Source organism: Streptomyces sp. TLI_105 (assembly GCF_900105415.1).
Taxonomy (GTDB): domain Bacteria; phylum Actinomycetota; class Actinomycetes; order Streptomycetales; family Streptomycetaceae; genus Streptomyces.
In genome coordinates this window covers 2,017,586-2,037,037 of sequence record NZ_FNSM01000001.1, presented here as the reverse complement: position 1 = coordinate 2,037,037, position 19,452 = coordinate 2,017,586, and the positions used below count along the sequence as shown (strand labels likewise).

Annotated in this window: 21 protein-coding genes and 1 pseudogene; 12 read left to right on the top strand and 10 right to left on the bottom strand. The window is 73.7% G+C overall.

The features are described 5' to 3' along the window. The 5 genes and pseudogenes from BLW86_RS40825 to BLW86_RS09285 all read left to right on the top strand — a co-directional run. A pseudogene (locus BLW86_RS40825) lies at positions 1–93 on the top strand (IS5/IS1182 family transposase); the annotation flags it as partial. 180 nt (positions 94–273) lie between these two features. Beyond that, on the top strand, positions 274–513 hold the full coding sequence (locus tag BLW86_RS09300; RefSeq protein WP_177181480.1) for a hypothetical protein: 240 nt from the start codon (positions 274–276) through the stop codon (positions 511–513). 130 nt (positions 514–643) lie between these two features. Then, positions 644–1,573: a dihydrodipicolinate synthase family protein gene (locus BLW86_RS09295; RefSeq protein WP_093873585.1), complete on the top strand. Its 930-nt coding sequence runs from the start codon at positions 644–646 to the stop codon at positions 1,571–1,573. Between the two features lie 86 nt (positions 1,574–1,659). Beyond that, positions 1,660–2,664, top strand: coding sequence for a proline racemase family protein (locus BLW86_RS09290; RefSeq protein ID WP_093873584.1), 1,005 nt, complete (start codon positions 1,660–1,662; stop codon positions 2,662–2,664). Positions 2,665–2,743: 79 nt separating this feature from the next. Beyond that, complete coding sequence (locus BLW86_RS09285; RefSeq protein WP_093873583.1) at positions 2,744–3,445, top strand: GntR family transcriptional regulator; 702 nt, start codon at positions 2,744–2,746, stop codon at positions 3,443–3,445. A gap of 12 nt (positions 3,446–3,457) precedes the next feature. On the opposite strand, the gene BLW86_RS09280 is transcribed toward BLW86_RS09285, so the two are convergent. The 9 genes from BLW86_RS09280 to BLW86_RS09240 all read right to left on the bottom strand — a co-directional run bounded on the left by BLW86_RS09280 (position 3,458) and on the right by BLW86_RS09240 (position 12,484). After that, positions 3,458–4,960: a long-chain-fatty-acid--CoA ligase gene (locus tag BLW86_RS09280; RefSeq protein WP_093873582.1), complete on the bottom strand. Its 1,503-nt coding sequence runs from the start codon at positions 4,958–4,960 to the stop codon at positions 3,458–3,460. Then, positions 4,960–5,952, bottom strand: a complete 993-nt coding sequence (locus BLW86_RS09275) for a 4'-phosphopantetheinyl transferase family protein (RefSeq protein WP_256341265.1) — start codon at positions 5,950–5,952, stop codon at positions 4,960–4,962. The genes BLW86_RS09280 and BLW86_RS09275 overlap by 1 nt, the downstream gene beginning before the upstream one ends. After that, positions 5,949–6,998, bottom strand: a complete 1,050-nt coding sequence (locus BLW86_RS09270; RefSeq protein ID WP_093873581.1) for an alpha/beta hydrolase family protein — start codon at positions 6,996–6,998, stop codon at positions 5,949–5,951. Before BLW86_RS09270 ends, BLW86_RS09275 begins: the two co-directional genes overlap by 4 nt. After that, positions 6,995–7,993, bottom strand: a complete 999-nt coding sequence (locus BLW86_RS09265) for a beta-ketoacyl-ACP synthase 3 (protein WP_093873580.1) — start codon at positions 7,991–7,993, stop codon at positions 6,995–6,997. Before BLW86_RS09265 ends, BLW86_RS09270 begins: the two co-directional genes overlap by 4 nt. Further along, entirely contained in the window at positions 7,990–8,883 is an 894-nt protein-coding gene (fabI, locus tag BLW86_RS09260) for an enoyl-ACP reductase FabI (protein WP_063759017.1), read from the bottom strand. Before fabI ends, BLW86_RS09265 begins: the two co-directional genes overlap by 4 nt. Beyond that, positions 8,883–10,127, bottom strand: coding sequence for a beta-ketoacyl-[acyl-carrier-protein] synthase family protein (locus BLW86_RS09255; RefSeq protein WP_093873579.1), 1,245 nt, complete (start codon positions 10,125–10,127; stop codon positions 8,883–8,885). The genes fabI and BLW86_RS09255 overlap by 1 nt, the downstream gene beginning before the upstream one ends. Continuing rightward, entirely contained in the window at positions 10,120–10,392 is a 273-nt protein-coding gene (locus tag BLW86_RS09250; protein ID WP_093873578.1) for an acyl carrier protein, read from the bottom strand. The genes BLW86_RS09255 and BLW86_RS09250 overlap by 8 nt, the downstream gene beginning before the upstream one ends. A gap of 35 nt (positions 10,393–10,427) precedes the next feature. Then, positions 10,428–11,543 carry a radical SAM protein gene (locus tag BLW86_RS09245; RefSeq protein WP_093873577.1) on the bottom strand — a complete coding sequence of 372 codons (1,116 nt, stop codon included), beginning with the start codon at positions 11,541–11,543 and terminating at the stop codon, positions 10,428–10,430. Between the two features lie 221 nt (positions 11,544–11,764). Further along, positions 11,765–12,484, bottom strand: a complete 720-nt coding sequence (locus BLW86_RS09240) for a Phenylacetic acid catabolic protein (protein ID WP_177181612.1) — start codon at positions 12,482–12,484, stop codon at positions 11,765–11,767. Positions 12,485–12,937: 453 nt separating this feature from the next. Between BLW86_RS09240 and BLW86_RS09235 the strand changes: the two genes are divergently transcribed. The 6 genes from BLW86_RS09235 to BLW86_RS09210 all read left to right on the top strand — a co-directional run bounded on the left by BLW86_RS09235 (position 12,938) and on the right by BLW86_RS09210 (position 17,913). Further along, positions 12,938–14,164, top strand: coding sequence for an aminotransferase-like domain-containing protein (locus tag BLW86_RS09235; RefSeq protein WP_177181611.1), 1,227 nt, complete (start codon positions 12,938–12,940; stop codon positions 14,162–14,164). Beyond that, positions 14,164–14,646 (top strand): PaaI family thioesterase, encoded by a 483-nt coding sequence (locus tag BLW86_RS09230; RefSeq protein WP_093873576.1) that lies wholly within the window; start codon positions 14,164–14,166, stop codon positions 14,644–14,646. The genes BLW86_RS09235 and BLW86_RS09230 overlap by 1 nt, the downstream gene beginning before the upstream one ends. 84 nt (positions 14,647–14,730) lie before the next feature. Continuing rightward, entirely contained in the window at positions 14,731–15,162 is a 432-nt protein-coding gene (locus tag BLW86_RS09225) for a cell division protein SepF (protein ID WP_093873575.1), read from the top strand. A gap of 433 nt (positions 15,163–15,595) precedes the next feature. Further along, positions 15,596–16,852 carry an AAA family ATPase gene (locus BLW86_RS09220; RefSeq protein ID WP_371129465.1) on the top strand — a complete coding sequence of 419 codons (1,257 nt, stop codon included), beginning with the start codon at positions 15,596–15,598 and terminating at the stop codon, positions 16,850–16,852. Positions 16,853–16,902: 50 nt separating this feature from the next. Then, positions 16,903–17,298, top strand: a complete 396-nt coding sequence (locus BLW86_RS09215) for a nucleotide pyrophosphohydrolase (RefSeq protein ID WP_093878583.1) — start codon at positions 16,903–16,905, stop codon at positions 17,296–17,298. Positions 17,299–17,424: 126 nt separating this feature from the next. Next, the gene (locus tag BLW86_RS09210; protein WP_093873574.1) at positions 17,425–17,913 is read left to right on the top strand and encodes a DUF6099 family protein; all 489 of its coding nucleotides are present in this window, start codon (positions 17,425–17,427) and stop codon (positions 17,911–17,913) included. Positions 17,914–17,957: 44 nt separating this feature from the next. Here the strand turns inward: BLW86_RS09210 and BLW86_RS09205 are convergent, their stop codons facing one another. Beyond that, on the bottom strand, positions 17,958–18,275 hold the full coding sequence (locus BLW86_RS09205) for a hypothetical protein (RefSeq protein WP_093873573.1): 318 nt from the start codon (positions 18,273–18,275) through the stop codon (positions 17,958–17,960). 245 nt (positions 18,276–18,520) lie between these two features. Here BLW86_RS09205 and BLW86_RS09200 point away from each other — a divergent pair, with 245 nt between their 5' ends. Then, positions 18,521–19,444, top strand: a complete 924-nt coding sequence (locus BLW86_RS09200; protein WP_093873572.1) for an LLM class F420-dependent oxidoreductase — start codon at positions 18,521–18,523, stop codon at positions 19,442–19,444. Positions 19,445–19,452: the final 8 nt, after the last annotated feature.

The following is a 19,452-nucleotide window of genomic DNA, read 5'->3' as shown; positions in this document are numbered from 1 at the left end:
AAGGCAGTCCAAGACTGCCGCCTCGAAGACAAGGGCGTTCCCCATGCCATGCTCGGCATTGCCCACATGCACAACCTCGTCCTGACCGGATAACGACGACCGCACCCACCGAGACCGCCCCTGCCACTCGTGACTCAAAGATCATTACGGGACAACCCTTAGCCAACGGCAAGAGCAGGTAGCCACTCGATGGCGGCTCGCCCCGTTCCGCGTGGTCGAGGTGCGTGCGGATCAGGTCCGTCTCCTCAGCCTTCTGTCCTCGAAGACCTCGCCATGGCCGTCTGCCTGCCCACCGTCACGGCGCTCCTCGCCGGCGTCGGCCTCGCCGTCGGCGGCGCGACGCTCGCGATCGCCCTGGGCGTGGCCGGGTCGTGCTCTTCGTCGTCGTCCGGGGCCGTCGTCACCGCGCTGACCAAGACCGCCACCGGGTACGGGGTCGCGCTCCTCGCCGGGATCGGGGCGAAGGGCCGGGTCGATGCGTCGAAGTCGAAGTCGAGGTCGGCGGTGGGCTGAGCGGTCCGGCGGCGCTCGGCGGGGTCGGTCGGTGCGGAGCTGATAGGACGTCAGAACTGATCGTGGCCGGGCCTCTTGTGGAGCCCGCTCCCGTCAATAAAATGTCACACACCACACAAGGGAGTTCTTCATGGCCCACGCGCAGCCCACGCCCCCCGTCCGGCCCGCGCACCGCGCCCGCCCCTGGCGCGGGATCATGGTCGCCACCGCCCTCCCCTTCCGCGCGGACGGCACCGTCGACCACGACGCCTACGCCGAACACGTGGCCCGGCTGATCGCCGACGGCTGCGACGGCGTCGTCCCGAACGGTTCCCTCGGCGAGTACCAGACCCTCACCGACGCCGAGCGCGCCCAGGTCGTCCGTACCGCCGTCGAAGCGGCCGGGGACGGGGCGCGGGTCATGCCCGGCGTCTCCGCGTACGGCAGCGCCGAGGCCCGCCGCTGGGCCGAACAGGCCGCCGAGGCCGGCTGCGGCTCGGTCCTGCTGCTGCCGCCCAACGCCTACCGGGCCGACGCGACGGCCGTACGCGCCCACTATGCCGAGGTGGCCGGCGTCGGGATCCCGGTCGTCGCCTACAACAACCCCTTCGACACCAAGGTCGACCTCGCCCCCGACCTGCTCGCCCGCCTGCACGGCGACGGCGGCATCGTCGCCGTCAAGGAGTTCAGCGGCGACGTCCGCCGCGCCTACGAGCTCGCCGAACTCGCCCCCGGCCTCGACCTGTTGATCGGCGCCGACGACGTCCTCCTCGAACTCGCCCTCGCCGGCGCGGTCGGCTGGATCGCCGGCTTCCCCAACGCCCTCCCGCGCGCCTGCGCCACCCTCTACCGCGCCGCCGTCGCCGGCGACCTCGCCGTCGCGCTGCCGCTCTACCGCTCGCTGCACCCGCTCTTCCGCTGGGACTCCAAGACCGAGTTCGTCCAGGCGATCAAGCTCTCCATGGACCTCGTCGGCCACACCGGGGGAGCCACCCGGCCGCCCCGTCTCCCGCTCGCCCCCGAACAGGAGGCCGTCGTACGCGCCGCCACGGAGAAGGCCCTCGCCGAGGGCCACGCGTAGACCCTCCGCTCCGCACGCCGTCCGTCCCTCAGTCCGTCCGTCCTCAGCCCGTCCGTCCCTCAGCCCGTCCGTCCGAAGGGGACCCCATGCGCACCCGCCACGTCTACCACGCGGTGGACTCCCACACCGAAGGCATGCCCACCCGCGTCATCACCGGCGGCTTCGGCGTCGTCCCCGGCGCCACCATGGCCGAGAAGCGGCTCCACTTCGCCGAGCACCTCGACCACGTCCGCACCCTCCTCATGTACGAACCGCGCGGCCACGCGGCGATGAGCGGTGCCGTCCTCCAGCCGCCCACCCGCCCCGACGCCGACTACGGCGTCCTCTACATCGAGGTGTCCGGCCTGCTGCCGATGTGCGGCCACGGCACCATCGGCGTCGCCACCGTCCTCGTCGAGACGGGCATGGTGCCGGTCGTCGAACCGGTCACCACCGTCCGACTCGACACCCCCGCCGGGCTCGTCAGCGTCGACGTCCGCGTCGAGGACGGCCGGGCCCGCTCCGTGACCCTCACCAACGTGCCCGCCTTCTCCGTCGGCCTCGACCTCAAGGCGGACGTGCCCGGGTACGGCACGGTCACCTACGACCTCGCGTACGGAGGCAACTTCTACGCCTTCGTCGACCTCGACTCGCTGGGCCTGCCGTTCGACCGCGCCCACAAGGACGAGCTGCTCGCCGCCGGGCTCGCGATCATGGACGCCGTCAACGCCGGCCCCGACCGGCCCGTCCACCCCGAGAACCCGGCCTTCGCCGGGGTGAAGCACGTCTACCTGACCGCGCCCGGCTCCGACGCGACCCGCTCGCGCCACGCCATGGCCATCCACCCCGGCTGGTTCGACCGCTCCCCGTGCGGCACGGGCACCAGCGCCCGCATGGCCCAGCTGCACGCGCGCGGACTCCTTGCCCCGCACACCGACTTCGTCAACGAGTCCTTCATCGGCACCGAGTTCACCGGACGGATCGTCGACGAGACGGTCGTGGGCGGGCTGCCCGCCGTCGTCCCCACCGTCACCGGCCGCGCCTGGATCACCGGCACGGCCCAGTACTTCCTCGACCCCGACGACCCGTTCCCCGCCGGATTCCTGCTCTGAGCCACTCGGGGTCACTCGGTCCGGCCGGGGAAACGTGACATTGTACGATGCTCCCCCGTGACTTCTCGGAGGACGCACGATGGGTGACCTGAAACAGTACGGCCTCGTCAGAGCCCAGGAACGGCTCCGCGACCAGGTCGGCCACGCCCTTCGCGCCGCCCTGATCGCCGGGGAACTGCGCCCCGGCCAGGTCTACTCGGCCCCCGGACTCGCGAGCGACCTCGGCGTCTCCGCGACCCCGGTCCGCGAGGCCATGCTCGACCTGGCCCGCGAGGGCCTGGTCGAGCCCGTCCGCAACAAGGGCTTCCGCATCACCGAGGTCAGCGAGCGGGACCTCGACCAGTACACGGAGCTGCGGACCCTCATCGAGGTCCCCACCATCGGCCGGGTCACCCGCAGCGCCGCCCGGGAGCAGTTGGAGGAGCTGCGCCCGGTGGCCGAGGAGATCGTCTCGCGCGCCCGTGAGCACGACCTCATCGGCTATCTGGAGGCGGACCGCCGCTTCCACCTCGCCCTGCTCGCCCTCTCCGGGAACGAGCGGCTCGTCGAGACCGTCGGCGAGCTGCGCAAGCGCTCCCGGCTCTACGGCCTGACCGGCCTCGACGAGGCCGGCAAGCTCGTCTCCTCCGCCGAGGAGCACCTCGAACTCCTCGACCTGATGATCGCCGGGGACGCGGCCGGCGCCGAGGCGTGCGCTCGTCGCCACCTCGGCCATGTGCGCTCCTTGTGGGCCGACCCCGAGGCGGGCGACGAACCGGAGGTCGGAGACGGTCCGTCCTGACCGGCAGCCCCCTCACGAGCCGTCAGGGGGGACGATCGCCCGCTTGAGGACCTTCCCCGTCGGCCCCTTCGGGAGGGCGTCCGTGAGCCAGATCCGGCGCGGGTACTTGTACGGGGCGAGCCGCTCCCGCACATGGGCGCGCAGCTCGGCGGGGGAGACCCGGCCGCCGGGCCGCAGGACGACCGCGGCGGCGACCTCCTGCCCGTGCACCGGGTGCGGGACGCCGAGGACGGCGGCCTCCGCCACGCCCGGGTGGAGGTGGAGGACCTCCTCCACCTCCCTCGGATACACGTTGAACCCGCCCCGGATCACCACGTCCTTGAGGCGGTCGACCACCCGGAAGTCGCCGGACGCGTCCCGGGTGCCGAGGTCGCCGGTGTGCAGCCAGCCGTCCCGTACCGTCTCGGCGGTGGCCTCCGGACGGCGCCAGTAGCCCTTCATGACGTTGTGCCCCCGGATGACGAGCTCGCCGACCTCTCCGTCCGTGACCTCCTTGCCGTTCCGGTCCACCACCCGCATCTCCACGCCCTCGATCGGGATGCCGATCGTGCCGGGGGAGCGCGGCCGGTCGATCCGGTTCACACAGGCCAGCGGGGACGACTCGGACAGCCCGTACCCCTCCAGCACCGCGCAGCCGAAGCCGGACTCGAAACCGGTCAGCACCGCCACCGGGAGGGGCGAGCCGCCGCACAGACAGACCCGCAGAGAGGAGACGTCGTGGGCCGCGCGGTCCGGATGCCGCAGCAGCAGCCCGTACATGGTGGGGACGCCGAGGAAGACCGTGACCCGGTCCCGGGCGACGAGCGCGAGCGCGCCCGCCGGGTCGAAGCGGGCCATGAGCGTCAGACAGGCGCCCACCGACACCGCGCAGTTGAGCCCCATCACCTGCCCGAAGGAGTGGAAGAGGGGCAGCCCGCCGAAGACCACGTCCGAGGGGCCGAGCCCCAGGACCCGCACGCCTTCGCCGACGTTGCGCCGGATGTTGCGGTGGGTGAGCTCGGCGCCCTTCGGCGCCCCGGTCGTGCCGGAGGTGTAGAGCACGACCGCCGTGTCCTCCGGGGCACGGGAAGCGGGCGCCACGCGCGCGTGGTCCGCCAACAGCGCCGTGAACGCGGCCGGTTCGACCGCGAGGTGCGGGGTGCCCGCCAGCCGGGCGCCCTCGGCCGCCTCCTCGCCGTCCCGGTGCCAGGAGAGGAGCAGCGCGGCCTCGGCGTCCACCAGGCAGTGACGGACCTCGCCCGCCCGCAGCAGCGGATTGAGCGGGACGACGATCGCGCCCGCCCGCAGGATGCCGTAGTAGAGCACGGCGAACAGCGTGCTGTTCGGCAGCATGAGGGCCACCCGGTCGCCGGGGCCGACCCCGCGCGCGTGCAGCAGCGCGGCGGCGCGATGGGCGAGGTCGTCGAGCACGCCGTACGTCAGCGTCTCTGCACCGAGCCGCAGCGCGGTCCTGCCGGGGTGCGCGGCCGCGCTCCGGGCGAGCAGCGCGGGAACGGTGCCGTCGTCGACGCTCATCAGCGGTACTCCTTCAGGGCCGTGCGGTGTGGAGGAAGCGGTACGGGGCGGGGGACGGCGACCGCGGTCAGCAGCAGTCCCTCACGGACGAGCCAGCGACCGGGCAGCACGCGCGGCAGGGGGCACGGCCCCTCGGGCGGAGGGACCAGAAGCCGCGCCCGGAACCGACCGGAAGCCCGGGGAAACTCCGTACGCACGCGTGGGGCCGGGTACGGACGGTCGTCGTGCGCGGGTGAGGGCGTATGCGCGAGGTCGTCACGCGTGCGTGCGGACGGATGAAGACGGTCGTCACGTGAGCGTGCGGACGGATGAAGGAAGTCGTCACGCGCGAGTACGGACGGATGGAGGCGGTCGTCCCGCGCGCGTGCGGGAGGGCGCGAGCGCACATCACGCGCGAGTGCCGGCGGATGCGGGCTGTCGGGCGCGTCGAGCCGCCATGACACCTCGGCGTCCTCGAAACCGAGCCAGGCACCCCCGTACCCGCTCCAGGCCTTGTAGACGGACTCCTTGGCGCTGAACAGCAGCCGGTCCCAGGCGATGTCCGGCCGCCGGGCGGCCAGTTCGCGCAGCCGCGCCTCCTCCGGGCCGCAGACCACCTCCTCACGGACCCCGGACGGCAGCGGCGCGTGCGGTTCGGCGTCGATGCCGAGGCCGAGGAAACGGGTGGCCGACGCCACCGCCGCGCCCCGGTACCCCGCGCAGTGCGTGATGCTGCCGACGGTGCCCGCGGGCCACGCCGGTGCTCCGCGCCGGCCCCGCAGGAGCGGGGCCGCCGTGACCCCGAGGGCCGCGAGCGCCCGATGGGCACAGAGCCGGGCCGTCGCGAACTCGCACCGCCTGCCGGGCGTGGCGCGCGCCATCAGGGCCTCCTCCTCGGCGAAGAGCCACGGGGGAAGGGGCTCGCCGTCCGCCGCCCCGGTCTCCTCGGCCCAGTGCACCCGCTCGGGCAGCAGCGCGCCGAGCAGGAGGCGCTCCTCGCTTCGCACGCTCACGCCCGGGCACCCGACGGCGTGCTGCCCCGGTCCGCGACCGGGACCGGAGGCACGGCGCCGGGCCCGGCCGTGCCCGGCGTGGCGGCACCGTGTTCGCCCGTGCCCGTCGATGCGGTGTCCTGCCGTCCGCCCGCGCCCGCCGTCGCTCTGTCGGGCCCCGCCGAGGTCGCCGCCGGGAACTCCGCCCACGTCGCGATCCGTTCGACGAGTCCCGCGTTGTGCCGGATCCAGCGGAAGTGGTCGAGCCGTCGGCCGCCGGCGTCCGAGGCCCGGTAGCTCCAGCGCCGGACCCGGGCCGAGGTGAGCTTCGCGCACAGGTGGTCCACGGCCCGCGGCGGCGCCAGCGCGTCGCCCTCGACGTCGACGGCGAGCACGGGCAGGTCGACGCGCCCCAGCGCCGCCTCGTAGTCGGCGGCGGCGCCCCCGGCCCCGTACCGCCCGGTCCGCATCTGCCGCGCCCAGTCCCGCATCACGCCCACGGACTCGCGCCCGCCGAAGCCGAACCGGTGCCCCGGCCAGTACCCGAGCAGCTCCGCGCCGGCCACGCACAGCAGGCTCCGCACGAGCCACCGCGCACCCGGCCGGGGGTCCGCCCCCGTGCCGAGCGCGCGCCACCACGCCGAACCGCTGGCCACCAGGACGACCCCCGCGAGGCGCGGCCGGAGCAGCCCGCAGTGCACCAGGCCGAGCTGGCCGCCGAGGCTGTGGCCGAGCAGCAGCCGCGGCGCCCGGGGGAAGGCGCGCTCGACGGCGTCGAGGACCGCGCCGATGTCGTGCTCGACGAGCTCGCGGTAGCCGAAGCGGATCCCGCGCGCCGGGACCGGGGTGCTCTCGCCGTGGCCGCGCAGGTCCGTCGTCACCACGGTCGCGCCCCGCCGGTGCAGCGCCCGTACCAGCGGGGTGTAGTGGCGGGCGGCGGTGCCCATCGCCGGGAGGACGACCACGACCGGGGCGGTCGGTTCTACGCGCGCGTGGACCCGGACCACGAGCGCGGCGCCGTCCGGGGCGGTGAGCTCGGCGAGTACGGGAAAGGGGGAGGTCCTCATCCCGCCTCCACGGGCTCGGCCTCCGGTTCCGTCAGGTGCCAGCCGATCACCCCCGCGCCCCACGTGACGCCCGCGCCGAACGCCGCCACCCCGAGCAGGCCCGTCGGGCCGAGACGGCCCTCCCGCCAGGCCTGGTGGAGGGCGAGGGGGATGGAGGCGGAGGAGGTGTTGGCGACCCGGTCGACGTTCAGATAGAGCCGCTCCGGTGCGACGCCGAGCTCCTTGCCCACCGCCCGTACGATGCGCGCGTTGGCCTGGTGGGCGACGAACAGGTCGACGTCGTCGGCGGTCAGCTCCCGCCGCGCGAGGACGTCCCGGGCCGCCTCGCTCATCCGCTCCACGGCCTGGACGAAGATCTCGGGGCCGTCCATCCGGAGCTTCCGGTCGTACCGGTCGGCGTAGAGCAGCGGAATCAGCTCACCGTCCGAGCCGAGCCGGAACGCGGGCTCGACGGAGGGACCCGTGCGCGTCCCGGCGGAGGGAGCCGGGTCCACGTCCGCCACGACCACCGCCCCGGCGCCGTCGCCGAGCAGCACCGCCGTCGAGCGGTCCTCGTGGTCGGTGATCCGGGTGAGCGCCTCGGCGCCGCAGACCAGCACGGCGCTCGCCCGGCCCGACTCGATCAGGGCGACGGCGTGGTCCAGGGCGTACACGAACCCGGCGCAGGCCGCGTGCAGATCGAACGCGGCGGCCCGGTCCGCGCCGAGCCGGGCGGCCACCTCCACGGCGAGCCCCGGGGTCGTCCGGTCGGGGGTCGTGGTCGCCACGACGACGTGTCCCACCTCGCGCGCGGTGCGGCCCGACTGGGCGAGGGCCGTCCGGGAGGCGGCCAGGGCGAGGTCGGCCAGGTGTCCGTCCTCCGGCAGGAAGTGGCGCTGCCGGATCCCGGTCCGCTTGACGATCCATTCGTCGGAGGAGCCGATGGCGGCGAAGTGACTGTTGGGCACGGCCCGTTCGGGCAGCGCCGAGCCGATGCCGACGATCGCCGCGGTCATGAGCGGTCCTCCTTGCCGGCGCGGGGCGGGGCGCCGATGCCCGGGGGTTCGCCGACGGCGCCGACCCCCATGCGGACGGCGTGCATCCCGCCGTCCGCGTGCACGATCTCCCCGGTGACGGTGGCCGCCAGGTCCGAGAGCAGGAACAGGACGGGGCCGACGAGCCGGGCCGGATCCGCGCGGCTCCAGCCGAGCGGAGCCTCCTGCTCCCAGCGGTCGGCGATCCGGTCGAAGGTGCTGACGGCCCGCCCGGCCACGGTCTCGACCGGGCCGGCGGCGACGAGGTTGACGCGGATGCCGGAGTGCCCCAGGTAGAGCGCGAGGTAGCGGCAGACCGCGCCGAGCGTGGCCTTGCCGACCCCCATCCAGTCGTAGCCCGGCCAGGCCCCGGACGAGTCGAAGTCGAGCCCGACGACGCTGCCCCTGGCCGCGCCGGCGCCCCCGCCCTCGCGCAGCAGCGGGGCGAGCGCGGTGGTCAGCGAGTGCAGCGAGAAGGCCGCCGTGCGCAGGGCGAGCGTCGCGCCCTCGACGGACGTGGTGAGGAAGTTGCCGCTGAGCGCGGACTGAGGGGCGGCGGCGATCGCGTGCAGGACGCCGTCGACCGCGCCCCAGCGGCGCTCCAGCTCCTTCGTGAGCGCGTCCAGGTCCTCGGGGCGCGTCACGTCGAGCTCCAGGACGTCGGCCGGGTACGGCAGGCCCGAGGCCGCCGCCTCCGTGATCCGCCGGGTCCGTCCGAAGCCCGTCAGCAGGACCTCCGCGCCCGCCTCCTGGAGCGCCCGCGCGGTGTGCCAGGCGATCGAGTCGTCGTTGAGGACCCCGGTCACCAGATAGCGGCGCCCCGAGAAGCCGAGCAGGTCGGGGATGCCGTGGGGGTCGCGGGACGCGCGCATCAGGACCGCCCTTCCACGGCCAGGACGAGGGCCGCGTTGTGTCCGCCGAAGCCGAAGGAGGTGGAGAGGCCGAACAGCCGGCCCGCGCCCGCCCGCGCGGTGAGCTTCCTCGGCGCCCGGACGAGGTCGAGCGGGCCGAGCGCCGGGTCGGGGTGGCGCAGCCCCGCCGTCGGGGGCGCCATGCCGTGCCGCAGCGCCTGGAGGGTGGCGACGGCCTCGACCGCGCCCGCCGCCCCGAAGAGGTGCCCGAGGGCGCCCTTGCCGGAGGAGAGCGGCAGCTCCGCGAGGACGTCGGCGCCGAGGGCGCCCCGCAGGGCCTCGCACTCCAGGCGGTCGTTGAGGGCGGTGCCGGTCCCGTGGGCGTTGACGTACGCCAGCTCCCCGGGCGCCACCGAGGCCTCCCGCAGCGCCAGCGTGACCGCCCGGGCCGCGGGCCCGCCGTCGGGGGCGGGCGCGGTGACGTGATGGGCGTCGGAGGTCGCCGCGTACCCCCGTACGGTCCCGAGGACCTCGGCCCCGCGCCGGGCGGCGCCCGCCGCAGTCTCCAGGACGAGGATCCCGGCGCCCTCGCCGATCACGAAGCCGTCGCGGTCCCGGTCGAAGGGGCGGGCGGAACCGCTCGGCGAGAGGGCGCCGGCGTTCGCGAAGGCGGCCGCCACCAGGTCCGAGGAGGAGGCCTCCGCGCCGCCCACCACGACGGCGTCGGCCGCCCCCGAGGCCAGGAGCCGCATCCCCGTGCCGACGGCCTGCGCGCCGCTGCTGCACGCGGACGCGACGCACAGGCTCTCGCCGCGGAAGCCGTGCCGCATGGAGAGGTGGGCGGCGGCCGCGTTGGCCATCATCTGCGGGATCATCAGCGGCGAGACGAACCCGGCGCCCTCCTTCTCGTACACCTCCCGCTGCGCCTCGAAGGAGGCCGTGCCGCCGAGCCCGCAGCCGATGACACAGGCGACGCGCTCGGGGAGCCAGGGGGACGGAGCGCCCGTCCGGTGCCCGGCCCGGGTCAGGGCCTCCTCGGCCGCCACCAGGGCCAGCTGGGTGAACCGGTCGGTGCGGCGCACCAGGTTCCGCGGCAGATGGTCGGCGGCGGTGAAGTCCGCGTGCCGGACGGCCGGATGGGAGCCCGCCACCGCCGTGTCCCCGGCGACGACGCGCTCGTGGAGCACGCCGGCGCCGACGCCGAGCGGGGTGACCGCGCCGAAACCGGTGACGACGACCTCCCGGTCCCGCCGCGGATCACTCAACTCCGGCCTTCTGGTAGCACAGTTCGAGGATCTGGCCGACGGTCTCGATGCCGTCGAAGTCCTTCGTGCGGACCGGTACGCCCAGGTCCCGCTTGACGGACTGCGCGAGCTCGACCATGTCCAGCGAGTCGATCTCCAGGTCGTCGAGCGCGGCCCCCGGCAGGACGTCGCCCTCGTCGACGCCCAGTTCGACGAGGGCGTCGGTGATGAACTGCTCGATGGTGGCGCGGTCCGGTGTCGTGGACGTCGCGGATGTCTCGGACATGACTCTCCCGTGCGGTGTGGGGATCAGGGCTGCGATCAGGGGGTGGCGAGCTTCGAGGCGTGGTACGGGGACCAGTGCCACTGGCGCCAGTAGCTCTCCGCGATGTCCACCCACTCCTCCAGGCGCGCGGCGCTGTCCAGGAAGCGGGAGGCGCTGACCACCAGCCAGCTGTAGACGGCCTGGCTGTCGCGGCAGCCGCCGCAGTCCCCGGACGTGCAGCAGAACTGCAGCGACTCGTAGTCGGCGCCCCAGGCGGCGAAGCCCGGGATCACCGGGTTGCCGTTGGCGACCCGCTCCTCGTGGTCGGGGTGGTCGACGCTGAGGCTCGGGCAGACGTCGTACCCGAAGCGCGCCCCCCAGTGCGAGGTGCCGGTGATGAGGCTGCGGATGAAGTACGGGTGGCTGACCACGGCCTCGGGATACGCCTCCCTGACCCGCAGGGCCTCCTCGAGGACGCGGCGCTCGTTCTCGATCTGGATCGGGTTGTCCGAGCCGTGCTCGCTGTAGAAGTTGAAGGTGACGATGTTGCCGTTCTCGGCGATCTTGCGCACGGTCGGTTCGAGGTACGGCAGCCCGGCCTCGGAGAGCGCGAAGATGAACAGGACGCGCGGGTCGTCCTTGTAGTGCGAGAGCGCCGTGTCGAACAGGCCGGTGAACTTCGAGCCGTTGACCCGGATGGCCCGCAGGTCGTCGTCGAGCGGCCCGCCGCCGAAGATGCTGACGGCCACGGCGATGTGCTCGAAGCCCTGCACGGGCATCGGACGCAGACCGTTGGTCGAGATCGTGATGTACGGCAGCTCCTCGACGAAGGCCTCCACCCGGCGCAGCACCAGGGTCGGCTCACCGCCGATCAGGGTGGCCTGGTTGACCCCCTCGTCCCGCAGCCGGCGGGCGAAGGAGCGGATCTTGTCGACGTCCGAGAGCTCGCGCACGGCCGTGTCGAAGCCGCCCTCGAAGTACCAGCAGCCCTTGCAGCGGATGTTGCAGGTGTTGGTGAGGTGGACCTCGCACGAGCGCACCTCCCGGCCGAGTCGGCGCAGCCTGTGCAGGCGCTCGGCGAGATCGGGACGTTCGGCCAGGAGGGCGGCGGTGCGCTCCTTCGCCTCGCGGCGGCCGAGCGGGCGCGGGGTGATGGTCAGGGGGGTGGCCATGGGCTGCGGACTCCTCGGTCGGACTGCTGCTCGGTGTCTCTCTCGCGCTCGCGCTCTCTGGCCGTACGGGGTCGGACGGCGTACGGGTTCTCGGCCGTACGGGGGCTGGGTGGCGTACGGGCTCCTGGTCGTACCGGGGGCTGGGCGGCGTACGGGCGCCTCGCCGCACGGCGTACGGGCTTCCTGGCCGCACGGCGTACGGGCTTCCTGGCCGTACCGGGCTACTCGGGGACCTTCAGGCCGAGGTTCTCGATCCGCGGGGTGACCTTCGCCCGCCAGATGTCCCGCGCCTCCCCGTTGGTGGTCTGCCGGAGACCGAAGCGGACCGCGAGCTTCGACCTCTCCGAACGCGCGCTGCCGAAGATCCGGTTGAATCCCGGCCACAATCGGTCGAGGCCCTGCTGGAGTTCCTCGCGGCCTTCCTCGGTGCGGGCGAGATTCCGGCAGACCCGCGCTCCGTGCGCGATGTGCACCTTCTCGTCGAGAATGATCGTGCGCACCGCCTCGGCCCACGGCTTGTAACTGCTCTGCGCGAATTCGGAGATCATCACCATCGCGGTCTCCTCGCCGATGTACGAGAAGATTCCGCGCTCCGCCCAGGTGGTGCAGGTGTGGAACTCGTGGCCGGCGAAGAGATCACGGTCGGCGAGCCGCTGCTGCTCCATGTATCCGGTGTCCACGCCGATGTCGGCCAGGATCCTCTTGCCGATCTTGTAGTGGTCGTACTCCTCGACGGCGCGTTCGGCGCACACCTGCCGTTCCTCGGCGTTCGGCGCGAGCGGCAGGAACACCTGGATGTAGTCGTCGGCGCCGGACAGTTCGCCCTCGGTGTTGACGATCATTCCCCGTACGGCGATCTCGCGGTAGTCCTCGGGCATGGCGAGGAATTCCTCGGGGGTGCGGACGACGACTGCCTCGTCGACGGGAACGGAAGATGCCATGGTGATCCACTCGCCTCGCTCGTTCGACTTGACCCGAAAGACCGCTGACATCGCGGTGGTGGAGCGGTCGAACGCTATCCACGGCACAGCCGTCCATCAACGAGACCGGGGACCGGAATGGCTGATTTCCCCGAGTCGTCCACGTCGTGCGGAGAACCCGATCAAGAACCGTCTGCGGCGCGTCGGACAAGGCGGACGAAGATCGCCCCGGCCGCCTTTTCCGGTGTCGACCAGCGAGAAAGGAAGGGGGAGGCCGATCCTCCGAATTCGCCGCCCGCGGCCGGATTTCCACGGCCCGCAGAGTGGCCGAATCGGGTCCGGTGCAAGTCCGGAGCAAGCCCCTGACGGAGCGGGAATTCGTCATGTGCGGGCCCCCGAAGAGTGTCAACTCGGCCACGTCCGACGGCAATCGAACGACCTGGACACCGCCTTGAATCTCTATATGCTGGCGCCATGCTTTCTGCCGCCTCCGCGCCCGCGAACGCCACCCCCTCCACCTCCTCCGTGCCCGCGCCGGCCACCGCCTCCCGGCTGGCCAACGTCGGCTCGTCGCCGGTACGGGAGATCCTGGCGCTCACGGCACGGCCCGAGGTGATCTCGTTCGCCGGAGGCCTGCCCGCCCCCGAGCTGTTCGACATCGCCGGGATCCGCGCGGCGTACGACCGGGTCCTCGCGGAGAACCCGCAGCACGCCCTCCAGTACTCCACGACCGAGGGCGACCCGGACCTCCGCACCGCCATCGCCGACCGGCTCACCGCGCGCGAACTGCCCACGGACGCCGACGACCTGCTCGTCACCACCGGCTCGCAGCAGGCCCTCACGCTCCTCACCACCGCGCTCGTCGAACCGGGCAGCGTCGTCCTCGTCGAGGACCCCTGCTACCTGGCCGCCCTGCAGACCTTCGGTTTCGCGGGCGCCCGCGTCGTCCCCGTCCCCACCGACGACCAGGGGATCATCCCCGAGGCCCTGGAGGAGATCGCGGCCCGCGAGAAGGCCACCCTCCTCTACATCGTCCCCACCTTCCAGAACCCCACCGGCCGCACGCTCCCCGCCGAGCGCCGCCACGCCGTCGCCGAGGCCGCCGCGCGGCACGGATTCTGGATCATCGAGGACGACCCGTACGGCGAACTGCGCTACGACGGCGAGCGCGTGCCCTGCATCGCCGCCGACCCCGCCGCGGCCGACCGCACGGTCCTGCTCGGCTCCTTCTCCAAGGTGATGGCCCCCGGTCTCCGGCTCGGCTACCTGCGCGCCCCAGCCGGGCTGCGGCGCGCCTGTGTGATCGCCAAGCAGGCCGCCGACCTGCACACCTCGACCATCGACCAGGCCGCGGCCGCGCGCTATCTGCGCGACAGCGACCTCGACGCCCACGTCGCCGTGATGCGCGCCGCCTACCAGGAGCGCAGGGACGCGATGCTCGAAGGCCTGTCGGGCGCCCTGCCCGAGGGCAGCCGGTGGAACAGGCCGGAGGGCGGCATGTTCATCTGGGTGACCCTCCCCGCGGGCCACGACGCGACGGCCCTCCTGAAGACCGCCGTCGGCCACGAGGTGGCGTACGTGCCGGGGGCGCCGTTCTTCTGCGGCGAGCCGGACCCGGGCGCGATGCGGCTGTCGTTCACGACGCACTCGGCCGAAGAGATCAGGGAAGGCCTCCGCCGACTGGCGAAGAGCTTCGTCTGATGACGAACGCAGGGAGCCCCACGGCCCGTACGCAGGTGCCTTCTCCGGGCGCCGGAACGCTGTCGCCGGACGAGCTGAACGCGCTCGTCCAGCGGCAGTTCCCGGACTACGCGGCCTGCCGCGTCACCGACGCGAGCGGGACGCACCTGCTCATGGAGGCGGACGGGGCCCGCCTCCGCACCCGGCCCGGCGGCACGATCTCCGGCCCCGAACAGGCCGGGCTCGTCGACCTCGCCGCCTTCCTCCTCGTCAACGCCCGGCTCGGACGCCCCACGCCGATGGCGCTCACCACCTCGCTCCAGATCAGCTACCTCAACCGCCCCCGGCCCGGACTGCTCCGGACGCACGCGCGCATGGCCAAGTTCGGCCGGCGTCTCTGCGTGGTCCTCGCCGAACTCAGGGACGAGGCGGGCGATCTGGCCGCCTCCGCCACCGTCACGTACTCCGTCCCGCCGACGCCCGCAGGTCAGGGGACCGGCTGACCCGGAGCCGGGCGGCGACCGGCCCCGGGTCATCACCTCGTGTCGTTGTTGGGCCGAACGGGTGAGGAGCGGGAGGATGGGCCCATGAGTAGGTACGAGAGGTACGACGTCACCGACGAGCAGTGGGAGGGCCTCGCGCAGGTCGTGCCCCTGCGCGGCCGTGACGAATGGCCGTCCAGGGTCGACCACCGCACGATCCCCGAGCAGTACGAATCCGCCGAGCACCGCCGCATGGTCGTGCTCCGCGTGCAGGTCTTCGCCGACGCCCGTGAGGTCGCCGAGTACCTCATCGCCCAGATCCCGGTGCTGCTCGACCTGACGAGCGCCGACACCGAGGTCGCCAAGCGGATCCTCGATTTCAGCAGCGGCGTCGTCTTCGGCCTCGGCAGCGGGATGCACCGCGTCGACCGGAACGTCTTCCTGCTGGCCCCGGCCGGTACGGAGGTCGAGGGCGCGGAGGGCGAGGACGAGGAGGACGTCGTGGGCGGCCGGACCGCCGGCGTCCCCCGATCGTAGGAAGGTCATCTCGCCGTAACGGTTCGTCAGGGAATGATCTGCGTACGGTCCGGGCATGGACCTCACCGGCGGCTCCACGCTCGCCCGCACGTCAGACGCCCGCTCCTCCGACGTCGTTCCTTCCCCGGCTCACCCGTCAGCGGTCGACTCCGCCTCGGCCGGCTCGCCCGTGGCCGGCCCTGCCTCGGACAGTTCGCCCACGGCCGGTCCTGCGCCGGTCGACCTTCCGCCGGTCGATCTTCCGCCGGTCGGTACGCCCGTGGTCGGTGCCCCCGCGGCAGGCAACCCCGCCGCAGGCATCCCCGCGGTCGGCTCTTCGGTCGGCTCGTCTTCCGACGCGCCCGCTTCCGCTGCCCGCGCTTCGGGGGCCGGTGTCTCGGGACCCGGCGCTTCGAGGGTCCGGGGCTCGGGGCCCGGCGCCTCGGAACCCCGCGTGTCGGGTCCCCGTGCTCCGGGACACCGCGCCTCGGGGCCCCGTGCCTCCGTCCCCGGGGCGCGGGGCCCGGTCGCGGCGGAGGGCCGGGTCGCGGCGGAGGATCGGGTCGCGGCGGAGGGTCGGGGCGGGCCGCTCGTCGCCCGGCCCGCCGTCACCGAGCTGCGGCTGTCCGCGTTCGCCGGCCACCGTTCCGCCGTGCACGCGCTCGGACGGGTCACCCTCTTCACCGGGCCCAGCGGCAGCGGCAAGTCCACCGCCCTGCGGGCGTACGAGGCCCTGGCCAGGCTCGGCGCGGGCGACCCGCTCGACGAGGTGTTCCCCGACGCCGCCGACTGCGTCCCCGAGCGCGCCCGGCCCGACGCCCAGGGCCGGCGCGGCTTCCGGATCGGCTGCACGGTGGACGGCCCCGAAGGCCCCGTCCACCTGGACCTCGCCGTGCAGGCCGAGCCCCGGCTCCGGATCGTCGGCGAACGGCTCACCGGCCGGGGCCGCACCCTGCTCGCCACCGCGCTCCGCGACCCCGGCCGCAGCACCGTGCAGGCCGAGTGGCACACGGCCGGCGCCACCCCCGTCACCCGCGCCCCGTTCCCCGACGACCTGCTCGGCACGGCCCTGCTGCCGCTGCGGGTCGCGGGCAAGACCCAGGGGCAGCGGGAGGTCCTGGCCGCCGCCGAGCAGGTGGTCATCGGTCTGCGGTCCGCCTTCGCCTGCGACCCCCGGCCCGAGCGGATGCGGGCCCCCGTGCCGCCGGGCGAGGGGCGGCTGCGGCGTGGCTGCGGCAATCTCGCCGAGGTCCTGCACCGCACCCACACGGACTGCCCGCGCCGGCACCACCGCCTGGCCGCCGTCGCCGGAGCGGGCTGCGCGGGACCGGTCACCGGAGTCGGCGTGCAGGAGCTCCCGGGGGGCACCGTCCGCGCCGTCCTCGAACGCGGCGGCCGGCCCGTGACCCCGCTCGGCCGCCTCGGCGACGGTGAACTCCGCTACCTGGCCCTCGCCCTCACGCTGCTCACCGGCCCCGGAGTCCTGGAGATGGACCGGATCGCCGAGGTGCCGGACGCCATGCAGAGCCTGACGCTGCTCGCCGACGGCCTGGACCGGGGGCTCGACGGGCGCCAGGTGGGCGAACTCCTCCGGCTCGCGACGGGCATCGCCGCCGATGGACACATCCGGGTGGCGGGCGCCGTGGGGGAGCGGGCGGCGGGAGAGGCGCGGCGGACGCCCGGAGTGACGGTGGTAGACCTGAGGGGGTGACGGACAACAACGACGTGACGGACGACAACGACGTGACGGACGACAACGACGTGACGGACGACAACGACGTGGCGGGGCTGCAGCGCAGGCTGGCCGAGTTCGCGGCGGCCCGCGACTGGCAGCCCTACCACACGCCCAAGAACCTGGCCGCGGCCCTCAGCGTGGAGGCGGCCGAACTCCTGGAGATCTTCCAGTGGTTGACGCCGGAGCAGGCGGAGCGGGTGATGGACGACCCGGACGCGGCGCACCGGGTCGCCGACGAGGTGGCGGACGTGCTCGCCTACCTCCTGCAGTTCTGTCAGGTGCTCGGGGTGGATCCGCTGGCGGCGCTCGCGGCCAAGATCGACCGGAACGAGGTCCGATTTCCCGTCAGGAAGCGGGGCGGAGGGAGTGAAAGCGGAACGACGGATGTCGACTTGAGGAAAGATCGTCACTCTTCGGAGTGATCGACTTGTCCCCGTCCGGCCTCCTGTCCCCAGATTTCCGATTTCCTCTGGCGTCGAGGCTCAGGCGGCCTCACTCTGGGTAGTGGAGTGAGTGGGCAGTAAGTCGTACGAACGGGGGCGGCGTTGATGGAAGCGGAGCGACTCGTCGCGCTCGGCCGGCACGCGCTGGCGGAGAGCGGCACGGCACAGGACATCGTGGCGGAGGCCTGGCAGGCCCAGGCGCTCGCCCAGGCGATAGGGAGTCACCTCGCGCTCTGCGGACCGCTGGAGCTGCGCGGCGAGGCACGGGGACTGAGTGAGGCCGGGGAGCACCCCACCTGGGGGTCCGGCGGGCCGCGCGCGGCCCAGCTGACCGAAGTCGCGGACCCCTGGGGGGCGTTGACCGCGCTGGGGGAGCTTCTCGGGGAGGTGGGGATCGCGCTCGTGGGAGTGGCCTGCGCCACCGACGAGGAGGGGCTCTACTGGCAGTGCATCGAGGCGATCGACGCCGCCGACGAGTCGAGCGACCGGGTGCGCGGGATGCTGCGGCGCCTTGCCGTGCGCGACGGGGAGCGCGCCCGCCCGCCCGACCCCGCCCGAGGCCGAGCGGGCCCGGGGCGGGGCCCGTCGTGGTAGGAGTGCGCGGGGAGCTGCTGTTCCTCGCGGTGCTGCTGCTCGGGTCAGTGCCGGCCGGTGCCGGGGCGCTCGTGCCGGGTCTGCTCCTGGGACCGGGACTGCGGCTTCGGCCGGTCCTGGTCCTGGGGCTGCGGCTGGTTCTGGGGCTGCGGCCGAGGTCGCGGCTCGGGGTCGGGGGTGAGGCGGTCGGACGTGGACTGGAGGTCGGCGTCCAGCTGGGAGAGGTCGGCGGAGAGCGCGGCCATCAGCTCCTCCATCTGCTGGAGCAGGCCCTTGGGGGCGCCGGCACCCTTCTGCTCGGGCACGGACTGCGACACCGGCTGTTCGGGTACGGCCCGCTCCGGCGCGGCTTCCTGGGACATGGCGGCCTCCTCGGCCCGGGCCCCGCCGCCGAGGACGGGGCCACGAGAGAGACGCACCGGCAGCGGCCGCCGGCACGCGGGCCGGGCGGTCCGGCTCCGCCCGAGCCAACGACGGGTGCCGCGCCCCGGTCACTGGCCAGGGCGGACGCGGCCCGCCAGGAGGCCGGATATTCACTCGACCGAGCCGGTGCGGCCGATGAGCTGACGGCGAGGTTGACACGCACCCGGCGGTGCAGGATGGAGGCATGGATCTTCGCATTTTCACCGAACCCCAGCAGGGGGCCGACTACGACACCCTCCTCGCGGTGGCACGGGCCACCGAGGAGCTCGGGTTCGACGCCTTCTTCCGCTCCGACCACTATCTCGCCATGGGGTCCGGCGACGGGCTGCCCGGTCCGACGGACGCCTGGATCACCCTGGCGGGCCTGGCCAGGGAGACGAAGCGGATCCGGCTCGGCACGCTGATGACGGCCGGCACCTTCCGGCTCCCGGGGGTTCTCGCCATCCAGGTCGCCCAGGTGGACCGGATGTCCGGCGGTCGGGTCGAGCTCGGCCTGGGCGCCGGCTGGTTCGAGGAGGAGCACCGGGCCTACGGCATCCCCTTCCCGAAGGAGAGGTTCGGCCGCCTGGAAGAACAGCTGGCGATCATCACGGGCCTGTGGGAGACCGAGGTCGGGAAGACCTTCAGCCACTCCGGCGAGTACTACCGGCTCACCGACTCGCCCGCGCTCCCCAAGCCGGCCCAGGCCAGGGTCCCGGTGCTGATCGGCGGGCACGGCGCGAGCCGGACGCCGAGGCTGGCCGCGCGGTACGCGGACGAGTTCAACATCCCGTTCGCGTCCGTGGAGGACAGCGAGCGGCAGTTCGGCCGGGTCCGGGCCGCCGCCGAGGCGGCCGGAAGGCCGGCCGACGACCTGGTGTACTCGAACGCGCTGGTCGTCTGCGTCGGCAAGGACGACGCCGAGGTGGCCCGCCGGGCCGCCGCCATCGGCCGGGACGTGGACGAGCTCAAGGCGAACGGGCTGGCGGGTTCGCCCGCCGAGGTCGTCGACAAGCTCGGGCAGTACGCGGCGATCGGCTCCTCCCGGGTCTACCTCCAGGTCCTGGACCTGGAGGACCTCGACCACCTGGAGCTGATCTCCGCCCAAGTCCAGTCGCAGCTGGCGTGAGCGGGGTG